Here is a 15622-nt window from a genome sequence, read left to right on the forward strand (position 1 = left end):
AGCTGCCGTTCGGCGACGGCTATCGTTGGCCCAGCTCGGTGAAGCGCTGGAGCGCCTGGGTGGCGGCGATGAAGCCGTCGATCATCGAGGCCGGCGACCCTTACACGCCGGGGCAGGGGGCTTTGGAGGCCGGCCAGCGGGTCGGATGCCCGGTCGTCGGCTTCTGCCACTCCGATCCGGCCGGGCTGGCGGCGTTGCATTTCGGCGAATGGGCCAAGAAGCCGGTGGAGAAGCGCTGGGCGAAGCTGTTTTCACAGTTTGATCGGGTCGTGTCGCCCAGCCGCTTTATCGCGCGGCGCCTGGAAGAGGCCGGTGTGAACAACATCGTCATTCGGCCTCTGGGCGTGGAGATCGACACCTTCCGTCCGGAACGTCGTGACCGGCATTGGCTGCTGAAACAGCTGGGTTTGGGCGAAGACGCGCGCCTGCTGTGCTTCGCCGGTCGTCCGGCCAAGGAAAAGAACGTCGATGTGCTGATCGAGGCGGTCCAGAAGCTGGGCGCCCCCTATCACCTGGTTCTGGTCGGTGCTGGCGCGGGGATGCCGGAAGAGGACCGCGTCATCTCCATGCCCTATGAAAGCGATCCCAAGGCCGTCGCCAAGATCATCGCCAGCTGCGACGCCTTCGTTCACGCCAATGATAAAGAGCCCTTCGGGCTGATCGTGCTGGAGGCCATGGCCTGCGGACGGCCCGTCGTTGGGGTCAACGCGGGCGGCGTCGCCGAAACCGTCGACGAAAGCGTGGGGCAACTGGCCGCCAGCGCGGATGCCGACGACTATGCTCAGGCGGTCGAGGCCCTGTTCGCGCGCGATATTGAAGCGATCGGCCGGGCGGCGCGCGAGAAGGCGGTCAGCCAGTTCGCCTGGAACCGCGTCTTCGAAGACCTCTGCATGGTCTATGGCGAGCTGACGGGCGAAGCGGCTTTCGTGAACCCGGATATGGCACTGCCGCTGCACTGAGGCGGCCAAGGCCACGACGCGTTAGAATGGCGCGTTTGCGAAAACGGGAGTGCGCCACTTCTTTTATATCGATGTCTTGAAAAGAAGTGGCGCGAGTGACGGGGCTCGAACCCGCGACCTCCGGCGTGACAGGCCGGCACTCTAACCAACTGAGCTACACCCGCGTATCAGGTCGAAACTTTTGAGCTGTTTCGAAAGCTTTTTGGGAAGGCGGTGTGCGCCACTCTTCTATTTCTAGAAAGAGTGGCGCGAGTGACGGGGCTCGAACCCGCGACCTCCGGCGTGACAGGCCGGCACTCTAACCAACTGAGCTACACCCGCGTTTCCCGGCCGAAGCGGCTGTGCGCCCCGGCGAGGGGCGTCGTTTAGGCGGGCTGACACATCGCGTCAAGCGACCTTTTCGGAGAAACCGCCCCTCAACGCGACGGGGCTGTGGACGGTGTGACGATCGCCGCCTGGGGCGGGCTGTGCGGGCCCGCTACGCCGCCGTCGGCAGGCTCATGGGCCGCCACGGCGGGAGGCGGCGGCTCATAGTGGACGCCGACGCCCGGTCCCAGCGGCAGGTCGAAGGCGACCCAAGCCGCCACCATGGCCAAACCGGCGACCAGGAAGGCTCCGGCGTAGGGTAGCATGGTCGCCATCAGGGAGCCCAAACCGAATCGCGGATCCCAGCGCTGGGCGAAGGTCAGGATCAGCGGGAAATAGCTCATCAGCGGCGTGGCGATGTTGGTGACGGAATCGCCCATGCGATAAGCGGCGGTCGTCATCTCCGGCGAAATGCCCAGCAGCATGAACATCGGCACCACGATGGGCGCCAGGGCCGACCATTTGGCTGAGGCCGAGCCGATGAACAGGTCGAAGAAGCACGAGACGAAGACGACGCAGATCAGCAGCAGAGGGGCGGGCAGGGCCAGGGTCTTCAGACCCGCCGCCGCATTGACCGCCAGGATCGGCCCCAGACCCGACCAGTTGAACATGGCCACGAAGTGGGCGGCGAAGAAGGCCAGCACGATATAGGGCGCCAACTGGGCGATGCCGTCGCGCATCATCATGACCATGTCGCGGTGCGACTGGATCGTGCCGGCTCCCGCGCCATAGGCGCCGCCGGTGACGAAGAAGGTGATGGCGAAGAAGGCGATCAGGGACTTGTAGAGCGGATTGAACTTCTGCTCCGGGTCCACCTCGGGATCGACGAACGGCGAGCCCGGTATGTAGGTCAGCAGGGCCCAAAGCGCGATCATTCCCAGAAGCGCCAGACCGGCGAACTTCAGGCCGCGCCTTTCGGCAGCGGTCAGGGGCTGTTTTTCCGAAGCGTTCGGTGCGGCGACACCCTCTGACGGCTTCCAGACGCCGAGGCGCGGCTCGATCACCCGGTCGGTCAGGAACCAGACGATGGGGGTGAAGACGAAGACGACTCCCACGATGAAGAACCAGTTGCCGGCGATGTTGACCGAATAGGACGGATCGATCAGACGGGCGGCCGGCTCGGTGATGCCCAGGATCAAGGCGTCGCTGGCGCCAGGGAACAGGTTGCCGGCGTATCCGCCCGACACGGCGGCGAAGCCTGCGGCCAGACCCGCCAGCGGATGGCGGCCCGCTGCGGCGAAGATGACGGCCGCCAGCGGGATGACCACGACATAGGAGGCGTCCGACGCGTGATGGGACACCATGCCGGTGATCACGACGACGGGCGTCAGTATGGAACGCGGGGCGTTCAGCAGGGCGCCGCGAATGGCGGTGGCGAACATCCCCGTGCGTTCGGCGACCGAAGCGCCATAGATGATGGTGATGACGATGCCGAGGGGCGGGAAGTCCGCCAGCGTGCGCGGCATGCCGATGATCAACTGTTCGAGATTTTCTGTAGACAACAGGCTCTTTGCGACCAGTTGATCGCCGGTGACCGGATTGACGGCGGACCAGCCCAGGCCGGCGCCGACCATGCTGAGGACGATCAAACCGCCGATCAGCCACAGGAACAGGAAGACAGGATCGGGAAGTCGATTACCGATCCGCTCGACAGCGTTCAGGGCGCGGCTGGCTAGGCTCATTCGGATGACTTTCGGTTACGCGATCGGCTCGCCAATAGGCCTTTGCAGCCCGGCGACGCGCAAGCGCCGGCCCTGCGACATATGGCGCGCAAAGTTGCGAGCCGTTCTCAATGAAAATCCAATGGTCGCAGGGGTTTGAACGGCGGCGGTCTTGGGTCTAAGAAGCGCCGAATCCCGCCTCTCCCCGGCGGACGAGGTTCTTCGAATGAACGCATTCCTTCTCGAATATCTTCCAGTCCTGGTCTTCGCCGGCGTAGCCGCCTTCATCGGCGTTCTTTTCATCGTGCTGCCGCTGCTGCTGGCGCCGAAGAGCCCCGATAGCGAGAAGCTGTCGGCCTATGAGTGCGGCTTCAACGCCTTCGACGATGCCCGGATGAAGTTCGACATCCGCTTCTATCTGGTGTCGATCCTGTTCATCATCTTCGACCTGGAAGTCGCCTTCCTGTTCCCATGGGCGGTGTCGATGTTCGATCTGTCGCACGCCGGCATGGTCTTCGCCTTCTGGTCGATGATGGTCTTCCTGGGCGTGTTGACCATCGGCTTCATCTACGAATGGAAGAAGGGAGCCCTGGAATGGGAGTAGTCGCCGCTTCCAAGCCCGCAGGCCTGGTGTCCGCATCGGGCGCGCCGTTGGTTCCGGCCGGCGCGGGCGCGCGTTCGACCGTCGAGGGTTATGACCCCAAGGTCCACGACAAGTTCTTCGAGGCCGTGAACATGGAGCTCGGCGAGCGCGGCTATCTGGTCGCCGCCGCCGACGACGTCATCAACTGGGCCCGCACGGGCTCGCTGATGTGGATGACGTTCGGTCTGGCCTGCTGCGCCGTCGAGATGATCCAGATGTCGATGCCGCGCTTCGATGTCGAGCGCTTCGGCATGGCGCCGCGCGCCAGCCCGCGTCAGTCGGACCTGATGATCGTCGCCGGCACGCTGACCAACAAAATGGCCCCGGCCATCCGCAAGGTCTACGATCAGATGCCCGATCCGCGCTATGTCGTGTCGATGGGCAGCTGCGCCAACGGCGGCGGCTACTACCACTATAGTTACAGCGTCGTGCGCGGTTGCGACCGCGTTGTGCCGGTGGACGTCTATGTGCCCGGTTGCCCGCCGACGGCCGAGGCGCTGCTGTACGGCCTGCTGCAACTGCAGAAGAAGATCCGTCGCACGGGGACCATCGACCGATGACCTCTCTGGCTGTTCAAGCGCAACACGAAGCCGCCCTGACGCCGCTGGGCGCAGAGATGGTCGGCGCCCTGGGCGTCGAGGCCCAGGTGGCGTTCGGCGAGCTGACGCTGGTCGCGCCGCGCGAGCGGATCGTCGAGGTGCTGACGACCCTGCGCGATCAATTCGGCTTCCAGCAGCTGCTCGACCTGTGCGGCGTGGACTATCCGGATCGCAAGGAGCGGTTCGAGGTCGTCTATCACCTGCTGTCGATGACGCGGAACGCGCGCCTGCGGGTCAAGGTCTCGACCGACGAGACCCAGCCGGTGCCGTCGGTCATCTCGGCCTATCCGGCCGCCAACTGGTTCGAGCGTGAAGCCTACGACATGTACGGCATGCTTTTCTCGGGTCACCCGGACATGCGTCGCCTGCTGACGGACTATGGCTTCGAAGGCCATCCGCTGCGCAAGGACTTCCCGATGACGGGCTATGTCGAGGTCCGCTACGACGAGGAACAGCGCCGCGTGGTCTATGAGCCGGTCAAGCTGACCCAAGAGTTCCGCACCTTCGATTTCCTGTCGCCCTGGGAGGGCGCCGAATACCCCGCGCCGGTCTTCCCCGGCGACGAGAAGGCGGGAGGCCAGGCGTAATGGCTGACGGAAACCCCACCCTGCCGCCGCTGGGCGTCGATGTGTTTGAGGACGACCTCGACACCCGCACTGCCCATGCGCGCGAGATGGAAGACCGCAAGTTCACCATCAACTTCGGTCCGCAACACCCGGCCGCGCACGGCGTGCTGCGCCTGGTGCTGGAGCTTGACGGCGAGATCGTCGAGCGCGTCGATCCGCACATCGGCCTGCTGCACCGCGGCACCGAAAAGCTGATGGAGGCCCGCACCTACCTTCAGAACGTGCCGTATCTGGACCGGTTGGACTACGTCTCGCCGATGAACCAGGAGCACGCCTTCTGCCTGGCGATCGAGAAGCTGCTGGGCATCGAGGTTCCGTACCGGGCGCAGCTGATCCGCGTCCTGTACTCGGAAATCGGCCGCATCCTGTCGCACATGCTGAACGTGACGACCCAGGCCATGGACGTCGGCGCCCTGACGCCGCCGCTCTGGGGCTTTGAAGAACGCGAAAAGCTGATGGTGTTCTACGAGCGCGCCTGCGGCGCCCGTCTGCACGCCAACTACTTCCGTCCCGGCGGCGTCCACCAGGACCTGCCGATGGACCTGATCGACGACATCGGCCGCTGGTGCCACGAGTTCCCGCCGGCGCTGAAGGACATCGAAAGCCTGGTCACCGAGAACCGCATCTTCAAACAGCGCAACGTCGACATCGGCGTGGTGTCCAAGCAGGAAGCTCTGGAATGGGGCTTCACCGGCGTGATGCTGCGCGGCTCTAACATCGCCTGGGACCTGCGCAAGTCGCAGCCCTATGAGTGCTATGCCGAGCTCGACTTCGACGTGGTCGTCGGCAAGAACGGCGACTGCTGGGACCGCTATCTGGTGCGCATCGAGGAGATGAAGCAGTCGGTGCGGATCATGGAGCAGTGCATCCACAAGCTGCGCAACTGCCCCGGCGAGCCGGTGATGGTCGAGGACAACAAGATCGTCCCGCCGCGCCGTGGCGAGATGAAGCGCTCGATGGAGTCGCTGATCCACCACTTCAAGCTCTACACCGAGGGATTCAAGACGCCCGAGGGCGAGGTCTATGCCTCGGTCGAGGCGCCCAAGGGCGAGTTCGGCATCTATCTGGTGTCGGACGGCACCAACAAACCCTATCGCGTGAAGATCTCGGCGCCGGGCTTCCGCTCGCTGCAGGCGATGGATTGGATGAACCGTGGCCACCAGCTGGCCGACGTGTCCGCCATCCTGGGCTCGCTCGACATCGTTTTCGGAGAAGTGGACCGATGAGCGTTCGTCGTCTCGCCAAGGAACAGCCCGCCTCGTTCGCCTTCTCGGCCGATACGACGGCCAAGGCCGAATGGTGGATCAAGAAATATCCGGATGGCCGTCGTCAGTCGGCGGTAATCCCGATCCTGTGGCTGGTGCAAAAGCAGGAAGGTTGGGTGTCCGAACCCGCCATCCGCGCCATCGCCGAGCTGCTGGACATGGCCTACATCCGGGTGCTGGAGGTCGCGACCTTCTACACCATGTTCATGCTGGAGCCGGTCGGCAAGACGGCGCTGATCCAGGTGTGCGGCACCACGCCGTGCATGCTGCGCGGCGCCAATGAGCTGATGCGCGTCTGCAAAGAGAAGATCGGCCCCAAGGATCATCTGTCCGCCGACGGCCGCTTTACCTGGCAGGAAGTCGAGTGCCTGGGCGCCTGCTCCAACGCGCCGATGGCCCAGATCAACGACTATTATTTCGAGGACCTGACGCCCGAGACGATCGGCCAGATCATCGACGACTTCGCCGCCGGCAAGACGCCCGAGCCGGGCTCCTACATCGGTCGCACCAATGCGGCGCCGGAGGGCGGGGCCAAGACCCTGCTCGATGCGACGCTGTATGACGGCTCGGCCGCCAAGCCGATCAAGAAGCTGCCGAACAGCGATCCCGCGCCGGTCGAGAAGGCCCCGGCCTGATGTCGCCGCCGGATCTGAACACCGAGGAGGGCCGCGCAGCCTACCGCAAGGAACTGCGCAACGTCGGGCGTCCGCTGCGCGCGGGCGGCCTGGCTATGGTCGTCGGCGCGGCCGTTCTGATCCTGATCTCGCGTCAGGGCGCAGTCGGGCCGTGGGCGGTCAATCTCTCCTACTTTATGCTGGCGGCGGGCTGGGTGATGGTCATCGCGGCCATCTGGATGCGCACGCGCCACCACAAGCGCCGTCTGGCGGAAGGACTCTGAGGGCCATGGTCGGCATTCTCGAAGACAAGGATCGCATCTTCACCAACCTGTACGGCTTCCACGACTGGACGCTGGACGGGGCGAAGAACCGCGGCGCCTGGAACGCCACCAAGGACATGCTGGACCTTGGCCGCGACTGGATCATCAATAACGTCAAGGCCTCGGGTCTGCGCGGCCGTGGCGGCGCGGGCTTCTCGACCGGCCTGAAATGGTCGTTCATGCCCAAGGAGGTGAAGGATCGTCCTCACTACCTGGTCATCAACGCCGACGAATCCGAGCCCGCGACCTGCAAGGACCGCGAGATCATGCGCCATGATCCGCACCTGCTGATCGAAGGCGCGCTGATCGCCAGCTTCGCGATGCAGGCCCACGCCTGCTACATCTATCTTCGCGGCGAATACGTGCTGGAACGCGAGCGCATGGAAGCCGCCGTCAAGCAGGCCTACGAGGCCAAGCTGATCGGCGACGGCAACGTCCACGGCTGGGACTTCCACGTCTATATCCACCACGGCGCGGGCGCCTACATCTGCGGCGAAGAGACGGCGCTGCTGGAATCGCTGGAAGGCAAGAAGGGCCAGCCGCGCCTGAAGCCGCCGTTCCCGGCCGGCGCGGGCCTGTACGGCTGCCCGACCACGGTGAACAACGTCGAGTCGATCGCCGTCGTCGGTACGATCCTGCGTCGCGGCGCCGACTGGTTCGCCAGCTTCGGCCGTCCGAACAATACCGGCACCAAGCTGATGTCCCTGTCCGGCCACGTGAACACGCCCTGCGTGGTCGAAGAGGCCATGTCGATCCCGCTGCGTCAGCTGATCGAGGATCACGGCGGCGGCGTGCGCGGCGGCTGGAGCAATCTGAAGGCCATCATCCCCGGCGGCGCGTCCTGCCCGGTCATTACGCGCGAACAGGCCGAGACGGTCCTGATGGACTTCGATTCCATGCGCGAGGTTCGCTCTTCACTGGGCACCGCCGGCGTGACGGTGATGGACGAATCCACCGACATCGTGAAGGCGATCGCCCGCATCAGCTACTTCTTCAAGCATGAGAGCTGCGGCCAGTGCACGCCGTGCCGCGAAGGCACCGGCTGGATGTGGCGCGTGCTGGAGCGGATGGCCGTGGGCGAGGCCGATCCGTCGGAAATCGACCTGCTGCTGGACGTCGCCGGCCAGGTCGAGGGCCACACCATCTGCGCCCTGGGCGACGCCGCCGCCTGGCCGGTTCAGGGCCTGATCCGTCACTTCCGTCACGAGATCGAAGAGCGGATCGCCAACTATCGCAGCCGCCGCGCGAACTTCGCCGGCCACGCGATCGCGGCGGAGTAGAGATGCGCCTCGCCGTCGCCCTGTTGCTGACGCTTCCGATCCTCGCCGCTTGCGGCGAGCGGGAAAAGGCTGCGCCTGAAGCGTCGGCGGCGCCCGCGACGGCGGCTCCCGCTGAAGTGGCGCCTGTCGCGACGGCGGCGGCTCCGGCGAACCTCGAAGCGGCCTGCCGCGACGTGGTGAACCGCATGTATGGCCAGGAAGGCGACGCCGTCGCCTTCACCGCCACCGGCGAACGCACGGCCCAGGTGTCGTGGCGCGCGCCGGTCGATGGCGGCAGGCTGGAATTCGAATGCCGGGCGGAAGCCGACGGTGCGGACCTGTTCCGCGACGGTCAGCGGATGTCCGTAGATGTACAAATGGCGGCTCCCGCCGCCAAGCAAGAGGCCCGCTGATGCCTATCGCCAAGGTCAACGGCGTCGAAACCGAGTTCGAGCCCGGCATGACCGTGCTCCAGGTCGCCGAACGCGCCGGACAAGAAATTCCGCGCTTCTGCTATCATGAGCGCCTGTCCATCGCCGGCAACTGCCGCATGTGCCTGGTCGAGGTGAAGCCTGGACCGCCGAAGCCGCAGGCCTCGTGCGCGCTTCCGGCCGCCGACGGCCAGGAAATCTTCACCGACACGCCGATGGTCAAGAAGGCCCGCGAAGGGGTGATGGAGTTCCTGCTCATCAACCACCCGCTGGATTGCCCGATCTGCGACCAGGGCGGCGAGTGCGACCTGCAGGACCAGTCGGTCGGCTACGGCCGCGACGGCTCGCGCTATTCGGAGAACAAGCGCGCGGTCGAAGAAAAGGCGATGGGTCCGACCATCAAGACCTTCATGACGCGCTGCATCCAGTGCACGCGCTGCGTCCGCTTCATCACCGAAGTCGCCGGCGTGCCGGACATCGGCATGATCTCGCGCGGCGAGGACGCCGAGATCACGACCTATCTGGAGAAGTCGGTCGCCTCGGAACTGTCGGGCAACGTCAACGACCTGTGCCCGGTCGGCGCCCTGACGCACCGCCCATGGCAGTACCACTATCGTCCGTGGGAACTGAAGAAGACCGAGACCATCGACGTCATGGACGCCCTGGGCTCGAACATCCGCGCCGACTATCGCGGGTCCGAGGTCATGCGCGTGCTGCCGCGCGTCAATGAGGGCATCAATGAGGAGTGGCTGTCGGACAAGAGCCGCTACGTCGTCGACGGCCTGACCGCGCGTCGTCTGGACCGTCCGTGGATCCGTGAGAACGGCAAGCTGCGCGCCGCCTCGTGGAACGAGGCGCTAGACGTCGTCGCCGCCAAGCTGAAGGCCGCACCGGCCGACCGCATCGGCGTGATCGCCGGCGATCTGCAGGACGCCGAGTCGATGAAGGCGACGCTGGACCTGTTCCGCGCGCTCGGCTCGAACAGCACCGACTGCCGCCAGGACGGCGCCGCCCTTGGCTATGGCGCGCGTGAGGGATGGCTGTTCAACTCCGGCCTCGAAGGCATTGAAAAGGCTGACGCCGTTCTGATCGTCGGCGCCAATCCGCGCACCGAGGCGCCGCTGCTGAACGCCCGCCTTCGCAAGGCCTGGCTGAAGGGCGGCATGGAGATCGGTCTGATCGGCGAACAGGCCGACCTGACGTTCGACTACGCCTATCTGGGCGCAGGCACGCAGACCCTGGCCAAGTTGCCGAAGTCGGCGCTGGACTTCCTGACCAAGGCCGAGCGCCCGGCGATCATCGTCGGCTCCGGCGCGCTGGGCGGGGAGGGCGGTCCGGCCGTCCTGAACGCGCTCGGCGCCCTGGCCAAGAAGGTCGGGGTCGTCGCTGAAGGCTGGAACGGCTTCAACGTCCTGCACCACGCCGCGTCGCGCGTCGCCGGTCTGGACATGGGCTTCGTGCCGGCTGACGGCGGCCTGACCGTCGCCGAAATGCTGAAGCCGGATGCGCTGGACGTGCTGTTCCTGTTGGGCGCCGACGAGGTCGATCCGACCGGTTCGAACGCCTTCCGCGTCTATCTGGGCAGCCATGGCGACCGCGGCGCGCACGGCGCGGACGTGATCCTGCCGGGCGCGGCCTATACTGAGAAGGCCGGCCTGTACGTCAACACCGAGGGCCGGGTGCAGATGGCCGAACGCGTCGTCTTCCCCAAGGGGGAGGCCAAGGAAGACTGGGCCATCATCCGCGCCCTGTCGGCGCGCGTCGACAAGACCCTGCCTTACGACACGCTGGAGCAACTGCGCGCCAAGCTGATGGGCGATCACCCGACCTTTGGCCGGATCGATTATCTGCCCGCGCCGGCGACGTTCGACGTGGCGGCCCTGGGCGCCAAGGGCGATCTGGGCGACCGCGCCTTCGTCTCGGCCGTGACCGACCCGTATCTTTCCAATCCGATAGCGCGCGCCAGCGCGACGATGGCCGAGCTGTCCGCCCTGCGGACCCAGCCGGTCGCAATGGCGGCGGAGTAAGCCATGGACCCCGTTTCCTTCTGGGCCACGCCTCTGGGCTGGACGCTGATCACGGTCGGCCAGGTCCTGCTGATCACGGTCGGCGTGCTGATCGCCGTCGCCTTCCTGCTGCTGGCCGACCGCAAGGTCTGGGCCGGCGTGCAGATGCGCAAGGGTCCGAACGTCGTCGGTCCCTTCGGCCTGCTTCAATCCTTCGCCGACATGATCAAGTTCGTGCTGAAGGAGGTCGTGATCCCGGCCGGCGCGGACAAGGCGGTCTTCATCATCGCGCCGATCATCACCGTCATCCTGGCCTTCATGGCCTGGGCGGTCATTCCGTTCGCGCCTGGTTGGGTCGTGTCGGACCTGAACGTCGGCATCCTGTACATCTTCGCGGTGTCGTCTCTGGGCGTTTACGGCATCATCATGGGCGGCTGGGCTTCGAACTCGAAGTATCCGTTCCTGGGTTCGCTGCGTTCGGCGGCGCAGATGGTGTCCTATGAAGTCTCGCTGGGCCTGATCATCATCAATGTGATCCTGCTGGCCGGCACGATGAACCTGTCGGCCATCGTCGACAGCCAGAAGGGCATGTTCTGGAACTGGTACGGCTTCGGCGGCGGCGCCGATACCTGGCCGCTGGTGGTGATCCTGTTCCCGATGTCGATCATCTTCTTCATCTCGGCCCTGGCCGAGACCAACCGCCCGCCGTTCGACCTGCCCGAGGCCGAGTCCGAATTGGTCGCCGGTTATCAGGTCGAATACAGCTCGACGCCCTATCTGCTGTTCATGATGGGCGAGTACGTCAACATCGTCTTCATGTCGGCGATGATCAGCCTGCTGTTCTTTGGCGGCTGGAACCCTGGCGTAGTGCCGCAGTCATTCCTAGACAGCCTGCCGGCCTGGATCGCCTACACGATCTATCTGCTGACCTTCATGATCAAGACGGTCTTCTGGTTCATCATGATCTCGATGGTGAAGGCCTTCGTGCCGCGCTATCGCTATGACCAGCTGATGCGTCTGGGCTGGAAGATCTTCCTGCCGACGTCGCTGGTCGCGGTCGTGATCGTGTCGGCCTGGCGCGTCTTCGTGGTGGGGTCGTGATGCGCGGCCTCATCATCGGTCTCGGTCTTGTGGCGATGACCGCCGCCTGCGCGCCCGACGCGTCGCGCATGCCCGAGTCGAGCTATCAATGGCAGCAACGCCAGGACCGCATCGAACAGGACTGGCGCGCCAGCCAGACCGCACCCAAGACCACGCCCGCCCCCAAGGATAAAACCTGATGTTCACCCGTATCGTCCAGGCGACCAAGGGCGCGATGATGCTGGACGTCATCGGCGCCATCGGTCTGTCGCTGAAATATATGGCCCGTCCCAAGATGACGGTGAACTACCCGTTCGAGCGCAATCCGCAGTCGCCGCGCTTCCGCGGCGAGCACGCGCTGCGTCGCTATGCGAACGGCGAGGAACGCTGCATCGCCTGCAAGCTGTGCGAAGCCATCTGCCCCGCCCAGGCCATCACCATCGAGGCCGAGCCGCGCGCCGATGGCAGCCGCCGCACGACCCGCTACGACATCGACATGGTCAAATGCATCTACTGCGGCCTTTGCCAGGAGGCCTGCCCGGTGGACGCCATCGTGGAAGGGCCGAACTCGGAGTTCGCCGTCGAGACGCGCGAAGAGCTGCTCTACGACAAGCAACGCCTGCTCGATAACGGCGACCGCTGGGAACGGCAGATCGCCAAGAATCTGGAACTCGACGCGCCTTACCGCTAAGGCGCATCTCGCTAAACGGGTTGGCGATTCCTGAACGGGGTCGCGGCCGATACGAAAGGGGCTTCGTCCCGACATGCTGCAAGGCATAGCCTTCTATCTGCTGGCGGCGGTCGCCACGGTTTCCGCCCTTCTGGTCGTGACCGCGCGCAACCCGGTGCACAGCGTGCTGTGGTTGATCCTGGCCTTCTTCTCGTCGGCGGGTCTGTTCGTGCTGCTGGGCGCCGAGTTCCTGGCGATGCTGCTGGTCGTCGTCTATGTGGGCGCGGTCGCGGTGCTGTTCCTGTTCGTCGTCATGATGCTGGACGTGGACTTCCTGAAGCTGCGCGAAGGCTACGCGCGCTATCTGCCGCTGGGCGCCATCATCGCCGCCGTGCTGCTGGTCGAGATGATCATCGTCTCGGTCGCCGTGGTTCAGGGCGGGGCCGCTGCGGGTCTGCCGGCGCCGGGCGCGCCGGACGCTAGCGTCACCAATGTCGAGGCCATCGGTCGCGTGCTCTACACGGACTACGTCTACTTCTTCCAGGCGGCCGGGATCGTGCTGCTGATCGCGATGATCGGCGCCATCACCCTGACGCTGCGCCACAAGCCGCACATCAAACGCCAGAACCCCGGCGACCAGGTGAACCGCGATCGTCGCAAGTCGGTCGAGATCAAGTCCGCCGCCACGGGCGAAGGCGTCAGCGCCGAGGAGCTTCTCTGATGATCGGTCTGACCCACTATCTGACGGTCGCTGCCATCCTGTTCACCATCGGGGTGTTCGGCATCTTCGTTAACCGCAAGAACGTCATCATCATCCTGATGTCGATCGAGCTGATCCTGCTGGCCGTAAACATCAACTTCGTCGCCTTCTCGGCCTATCTGAACGAGATCAGCGGGCAGATCATGGCGATGTTCGTCCTGACCGTCGCCGCGGCCGAGGCCGCCGTCGGCCTGGCGATCCTGGTGACCTTCTTCCGTAACCGCGGCGACATCGCCGTGGACGACGCCTCCGTGATGAAGGGCTGAGCGTGACCTTCCATACCCTCGTCATTCTCGGGATCTTCGCCCCGCTGCTGGGCGCGGCCATCGCCGGCTTCTTCGGACGCCGGATCGGCAACATCCCGTCGCAGGCCGTCACGACCGGCCTGCTGTTCTTCTCGTGCGCCGTCGCCTGGACGGTGTTCGGCCAATGGACCTGGGGCCATATGGAGCCCTTCACCATTCGCCTGGCGCCCTTCATCAATGTCGGCGACTTCCAGTCGGCCTGGTCGATCCGCATCGACGCCCTGTCGGCGACCATGCTGATCGTGGTCACCAGCGTGTCGTCGCTGGTTCACCTGTATTCCTGGGGCTATATGGCCGAGGACGACAGTCGGCCGCGCTTCTTCGCCTATCTGTCGCTGTTCACCTTCATGATGCTGGCGCTGGTGACGGCGGCCGACTTCATGCAGATCTTCTTCGGCTGGGAAGGCGTCGGCCTGGCGTCATATCTGCTGATCGGCTTCTGGTTCAAGAAGCCGACGGCTAGCGCCGCCGCCATCAAGGCCTTCGTCGTCAACCGCGTCGGCGACTTCGGTTTCGTGCTGGGGATCATGACGATCTTCTGGATGTACGGCACCATCAACTTCGCCGAACTGTTCCCGCTGATCGCCACCAAGGCCGGCACGACGTGGGAGTTCCTGGGCGTCCAGTGGTCCGCGCTGGATCTGGCCGGTTTCCTGCTGTTCATCGGCGCCATGGGCAAGTCGGCCCAGTTCTTCCTGCACACCTGGTTGCCGGACGCGATGGAAGGCCCAACCCCGGTGTCGGCGCTCATCCACGCCGCGACCATGGTCACCGCCGGCGTCTATATGGTCTGCCTGCTGAGCCCGATCTATGAATATGCGCCGGGCGCGTCGCAGATCATCGCAATCATCGGCGCCATCACGGCCCTGTTCGCCGCCACGGTCGGCCTGACCCAGAACGACATTAAGCGGGTCATCGCCTATTCGACCTGTTCGCAGCTGGGCTACATGTTCTTCGCGGCGGGCGTCGGCGCCTATCAGGCGGCCATGTTCCACCTGTTCACGCACGCCTTCTTCAAGGCGCTGCTGTTCCTGGGCGCCGGTTCGGTGATCCACGGCATGCACCACGAGCAGGACATGCGGAAGATGGGCGGCCTGTGGAAGCTGCTGCCGGTCACATATGCAGTGATGACCATCGGCACTATCGCCATCACCGGCCTGGGCATCCCCGGCGTCGGCGGCTTCGCCGGCTTCTACTCCAAGGATTCGATCATCGAGAGCGCCTATGCGTCGGCGGCGTCGGGTCACTCGGCCATCGGTCTGTTCGCCTTCTTCGTCGGCATCATCGCCGCCGGCCTGACGGCCTACTATTCGTGGCGCCTGGTCTTCATGACCTTCCACAACAAGCCGGTGTGGAAGGAAGAGGGCGACGCCCATCATGCTGACGACCACGCTTCCCACGCCCAGCTGGAAACCCATTCCGAGCCGGTCGGCGATCATCACGACGATCATGCGCATGATGACCACGGTCATCATGGTCCGCTGAAGCCGCATGAGAGCCCGCTGGTCATGCTAGTTCCGCTGATCCTGCTGTCGGTCGGCGCCGTCGCCGCCGGCTTCGTCTTCGCGCCGCACTTCATCGGCCATCACGAGGGCGAGTTCTGGCGCGGCGCTATCTTCACCGGCGCGAACAACCACGTGCTGCACGAAAGCCACGACGTTCCGACCTGGGTGAAATGGTCGCCGCTGATCCTGACGCTGATCGGCACCGCCTTCGCCTATTGGATCTACGTCGCTCGCGAGGGCATGGGCCGTCGCATGGCCGAGCGGAACGGCGTCATCTACCGCTTCCTCTACAACAAGTGGTACTTCGACGAGCTGTACGACTTCGTCTTCGTGCGCGGCTTCCGCGCCATCGGGAACTTCTTCTGGAAGATCTGCGACGTGAAGATCATCGACGGTCTGGGCCCGAACGGCGCCGCCTGGGTGTCGCTGAAATCCGCCGCTCGACTGGGCAAGATCCAGTCCGGCTATGTCTATCACTACGCCTTCGTGATGCTGCTCGGGGTGGCTGGTCTGCTCACCTTCGCCATCCTCGCGTGGGGAGCCTGATCTC

Annotated in this window: 17 protein-coding genes and 2 tRNA genes; 16 read left to right on the forward strand and 3 right to left on the reverse strand. The window is 65.0% G+C overall.

Annotation, left to right across the window (positions count from 1 at the left end):
* Positions 1-959: glycosyltransferase (locus RT123_RS07295; protein ID WP_313008554.1), on the forward strand; the 959-nt coding region annotated here is incomplete at its 5' end.
* An 87-nt stretch (positions 960-1046) separates the two neighbouring features.
* On the opposite strand, the gene RT123_RS07300 is transcribed toward RT123_RS07295, so the two are convergent.
* The 3 genes from RT123_RS07300 to RT123_RS07310 all read right to left on the reverse strand — a co-directional run bounded on the left by RT123_RS07300 (position 1047) and on the right by RT123_RS07310 (position 3007).
* Positions 1047-1123 (reverse strand) — tRNA-Asp (locus tag RT123_RS07300).
* A gap of 80 nt (positions 1124-1203) precedes the next feature.
* Positions 1204-1280: transfer RNA gene (locus tag RT123_RS07305), tRNA-Asp, on the reverse strand.
* A gap of 95 nt (positions 1281-1375) precedes the next feature.
* Positions 1376-3007 (reverse strand): AbgT family transporter, encoded by a 1632-nt coding sequence (locus tag RT123_RS07310; protein ID WP_313008555.1) that lies wholly within the window; start codon positions 3005-3007, stop codon positions 1376-1378.
* A gap of 205 nt (positions 3008-3212) precedes the next feature.
* On the opposite strand from RT123_RS07310, the gene RT123_RS07315 reads away from it, so the two are divergent.
* The 15 genes from RT123_RS07315 to nuoL all read left to right on the forward strand — a co-directional run bounded on the left by RT123_RS07315 (position 3213) and on the right by nuoL (position 15618).
* The gene (locus tag RT123_RS07315; RefSeq protein WP_055753485.1) at positions 3213-3590 is read left to right on the forward strand and encodes an NADH-quinone oxidoreductase subunit A; all 378 of its coding nucleotides are present in this window, start codon (positions 3213-3215) and stop codon (positions 3588-3590) included.
* Positions 3560-4189, forward strand: coding sequence for a NuoB/complex I 20 kDa subunit family protein (locus tag RT123_RS07320; RefSeq protein ID WP_087119131.1), 630 nt, complete (start codon positions 3560-3562; stop codon positions 4187-4189). The genes RT123_RS07315 and RT123_RS07320 overlap by 31 nt, the downstream gene beginning before the upstream one ends.
* A complete protein-coding gene (locus RT123_RS07325; RefSeq protein ID WP_313008556.1) occupies positions 4186-4815 on the forward strand; it encodes an NADH-quinone oxidoreductase subunit C in 630 nt (209 codons plus the stop codon). The genes RT123_RS07320 and RT123_RS07325 overlap by 4 nt, the downstream gene beginning before the upstream one ends.
* An 86-nt stretch (positions 4816-4901) precedes the next feature.
* The gene (locus RT123_RS07330) at positions 4902-6080 is read left to right on the forward strand and encodes an NADH-quinone oxidoreductase subunit D (protein WP_156355926.1); all 1179 of its coding nucleotides are present in this window, start codon (positions 4902-4904) and stop codon (positions 6078-6080) included.
* Positions 6077-6754 carry an NADH-quinone oxidoreductase subunit NuoE gene (gene nuoE, locus RT123_RS07335; protein WP_313008557.1) on the forward strand — a complete coding sequence of 226 codons (678 nt, stop codon included), beginning with the start codon at positions 6077-6079 and terminating at the stop codon, positions 6752-6754. Before RT123_RS07330 ends, nuoE begins: the two co-directional genes overlap by 4 nt.
* A complete protein-coding gene (locus RT123_RS07340; protein ID WP_017503994.1) occupies positions 6754-7017 on the forward strand; it encodes a hypothetical protein in 264 nt (87 codons plus the stop codon). Before nuoE ends, RT123_RS07340 begins: the two co-directional genes overlap by 1 nt.
* Before the next feature lie 5 nt (positions 7018-7022).
* On the forward strand, positions 7023-8336 hold the full coding sequence (gene nuoF, locus RT123_RS07345; RefSeq protein ID WP_039247403.1) for an NADH-quinone oxidoreductase subunit NuoF: 1314 nt from the start codon (positions 7023-7025) through the stop codon (positions 8334-8336).
* Between the two features lie 2 nt (positions 8337-8338).
* Positions 8339-8728 (forward strand): hypothetical protein, encoded by a 390-nt coding sequence (locus tag RT123_RS07350; RefSeq protein ID WP_313008558.1) that lies wholly within the window; start codon positions 8339-8341, stop codon positions 8726-8728.
* On the forward strand, positions 8728-10773 hold the full coding sequence (gene nuoG, locus RT123_RS07355; RefSeq protein ID WP_313008559.1) for an NADH-quinone oxidoreductase subunit NuoG: 2046 nt from the start codon (positions 8728-8730) through the stop codon (positions 10771-10773). Before RT123_RS07350 ends, nuoG begins: the two co-directional genes overlap by 1 nt.
* Positions 10774-10776: 3 nt before the next feature.
* Complete coding sequence (gene nuoH / locus RT123_RS07360) at positions 10777-11853, forward strand: NADH-quinone oxidoreductase subunit NuoH (RefSeq protein WP_313008560.1); 1077 nt, start codon at positions 10777-10779, stop codon at positions 11851-11853.
* Positions 11853-12032: a hypothetical protein gene (locus RT123_RS07365; RefSeq protein ID WP_066551622.1), complete on the forward strand. Its 180-nt coding sequence runs from the start codon at positions 11853-11855 to the stop codon at positions 12030-12032. Before nuoH ends, RT123_RS07365 begins: the two co-directional genes overlap by 1 nt.
* Positions 12032-12523, forward strand: a complete 492-nt coding sequence (gene nuoI / locus RT123_RS07370) for an NADH-quinone oxidoreductase subunit NuoI (RefSeq protein WP_017503987.1) — start codon at positions 12032-12034, stop codon at positions 12521-12523. Before RT123_RS07365 ends, nuoI begins: the two co-directional genes overlap by 1 nt.
* 73 nt (positions 12524-12596) lie before the next feature.
* On the forward strand, positions 12597-13223 hold the full coding sequence (locus tag RT123_RS07375) for an NADH-quinone oxidoreductase subunit J (RefSeq protein ID WP_313008561.1): 627 nt from the start codon (positions 12597-12599) through the stop codon (positions 13221-13223).
* Positions 13223-13528: an NADH-quinone oxidoreductase subunit NuoK gene (gene nuoK, locus RT123_RS07380; protein WP_039247409.1), complete on the forward strand. Its 306-nt coding sequence runs from the start codon at positions 13223-13225 to the stop codon at positions 13526-13528. Before RT123_RS07375 ends, nuoK begins: the two co-directional genes overlap by 1 nt.
* Positions 13529-13530: 2 nt before the next feature.
* Positions 13531-15618: an NADH-quinone oxidoreductase subunit L gene (gene nuoL / locus RT123_RS07385; protein ID WP_199059450.1), complete on the forward strand. Its 2088-nt coding sequence runs from the start codon at positions 13531-13533 to the stop codon at positions 15616-15618.
* The last annotated feature ends 4 nt before the right edge of the window (positions 15619-15622 follow it).

Source organism: Brevundimonas vesicularis (assembly GCF_032067225.1).
GTDB lineage: Bacteria > Pseudomonadota > Alphaproteobacteria > Caulobacterales > Caulobacteraceae > Brevundimonas > Brevundimonas vesicularis_F.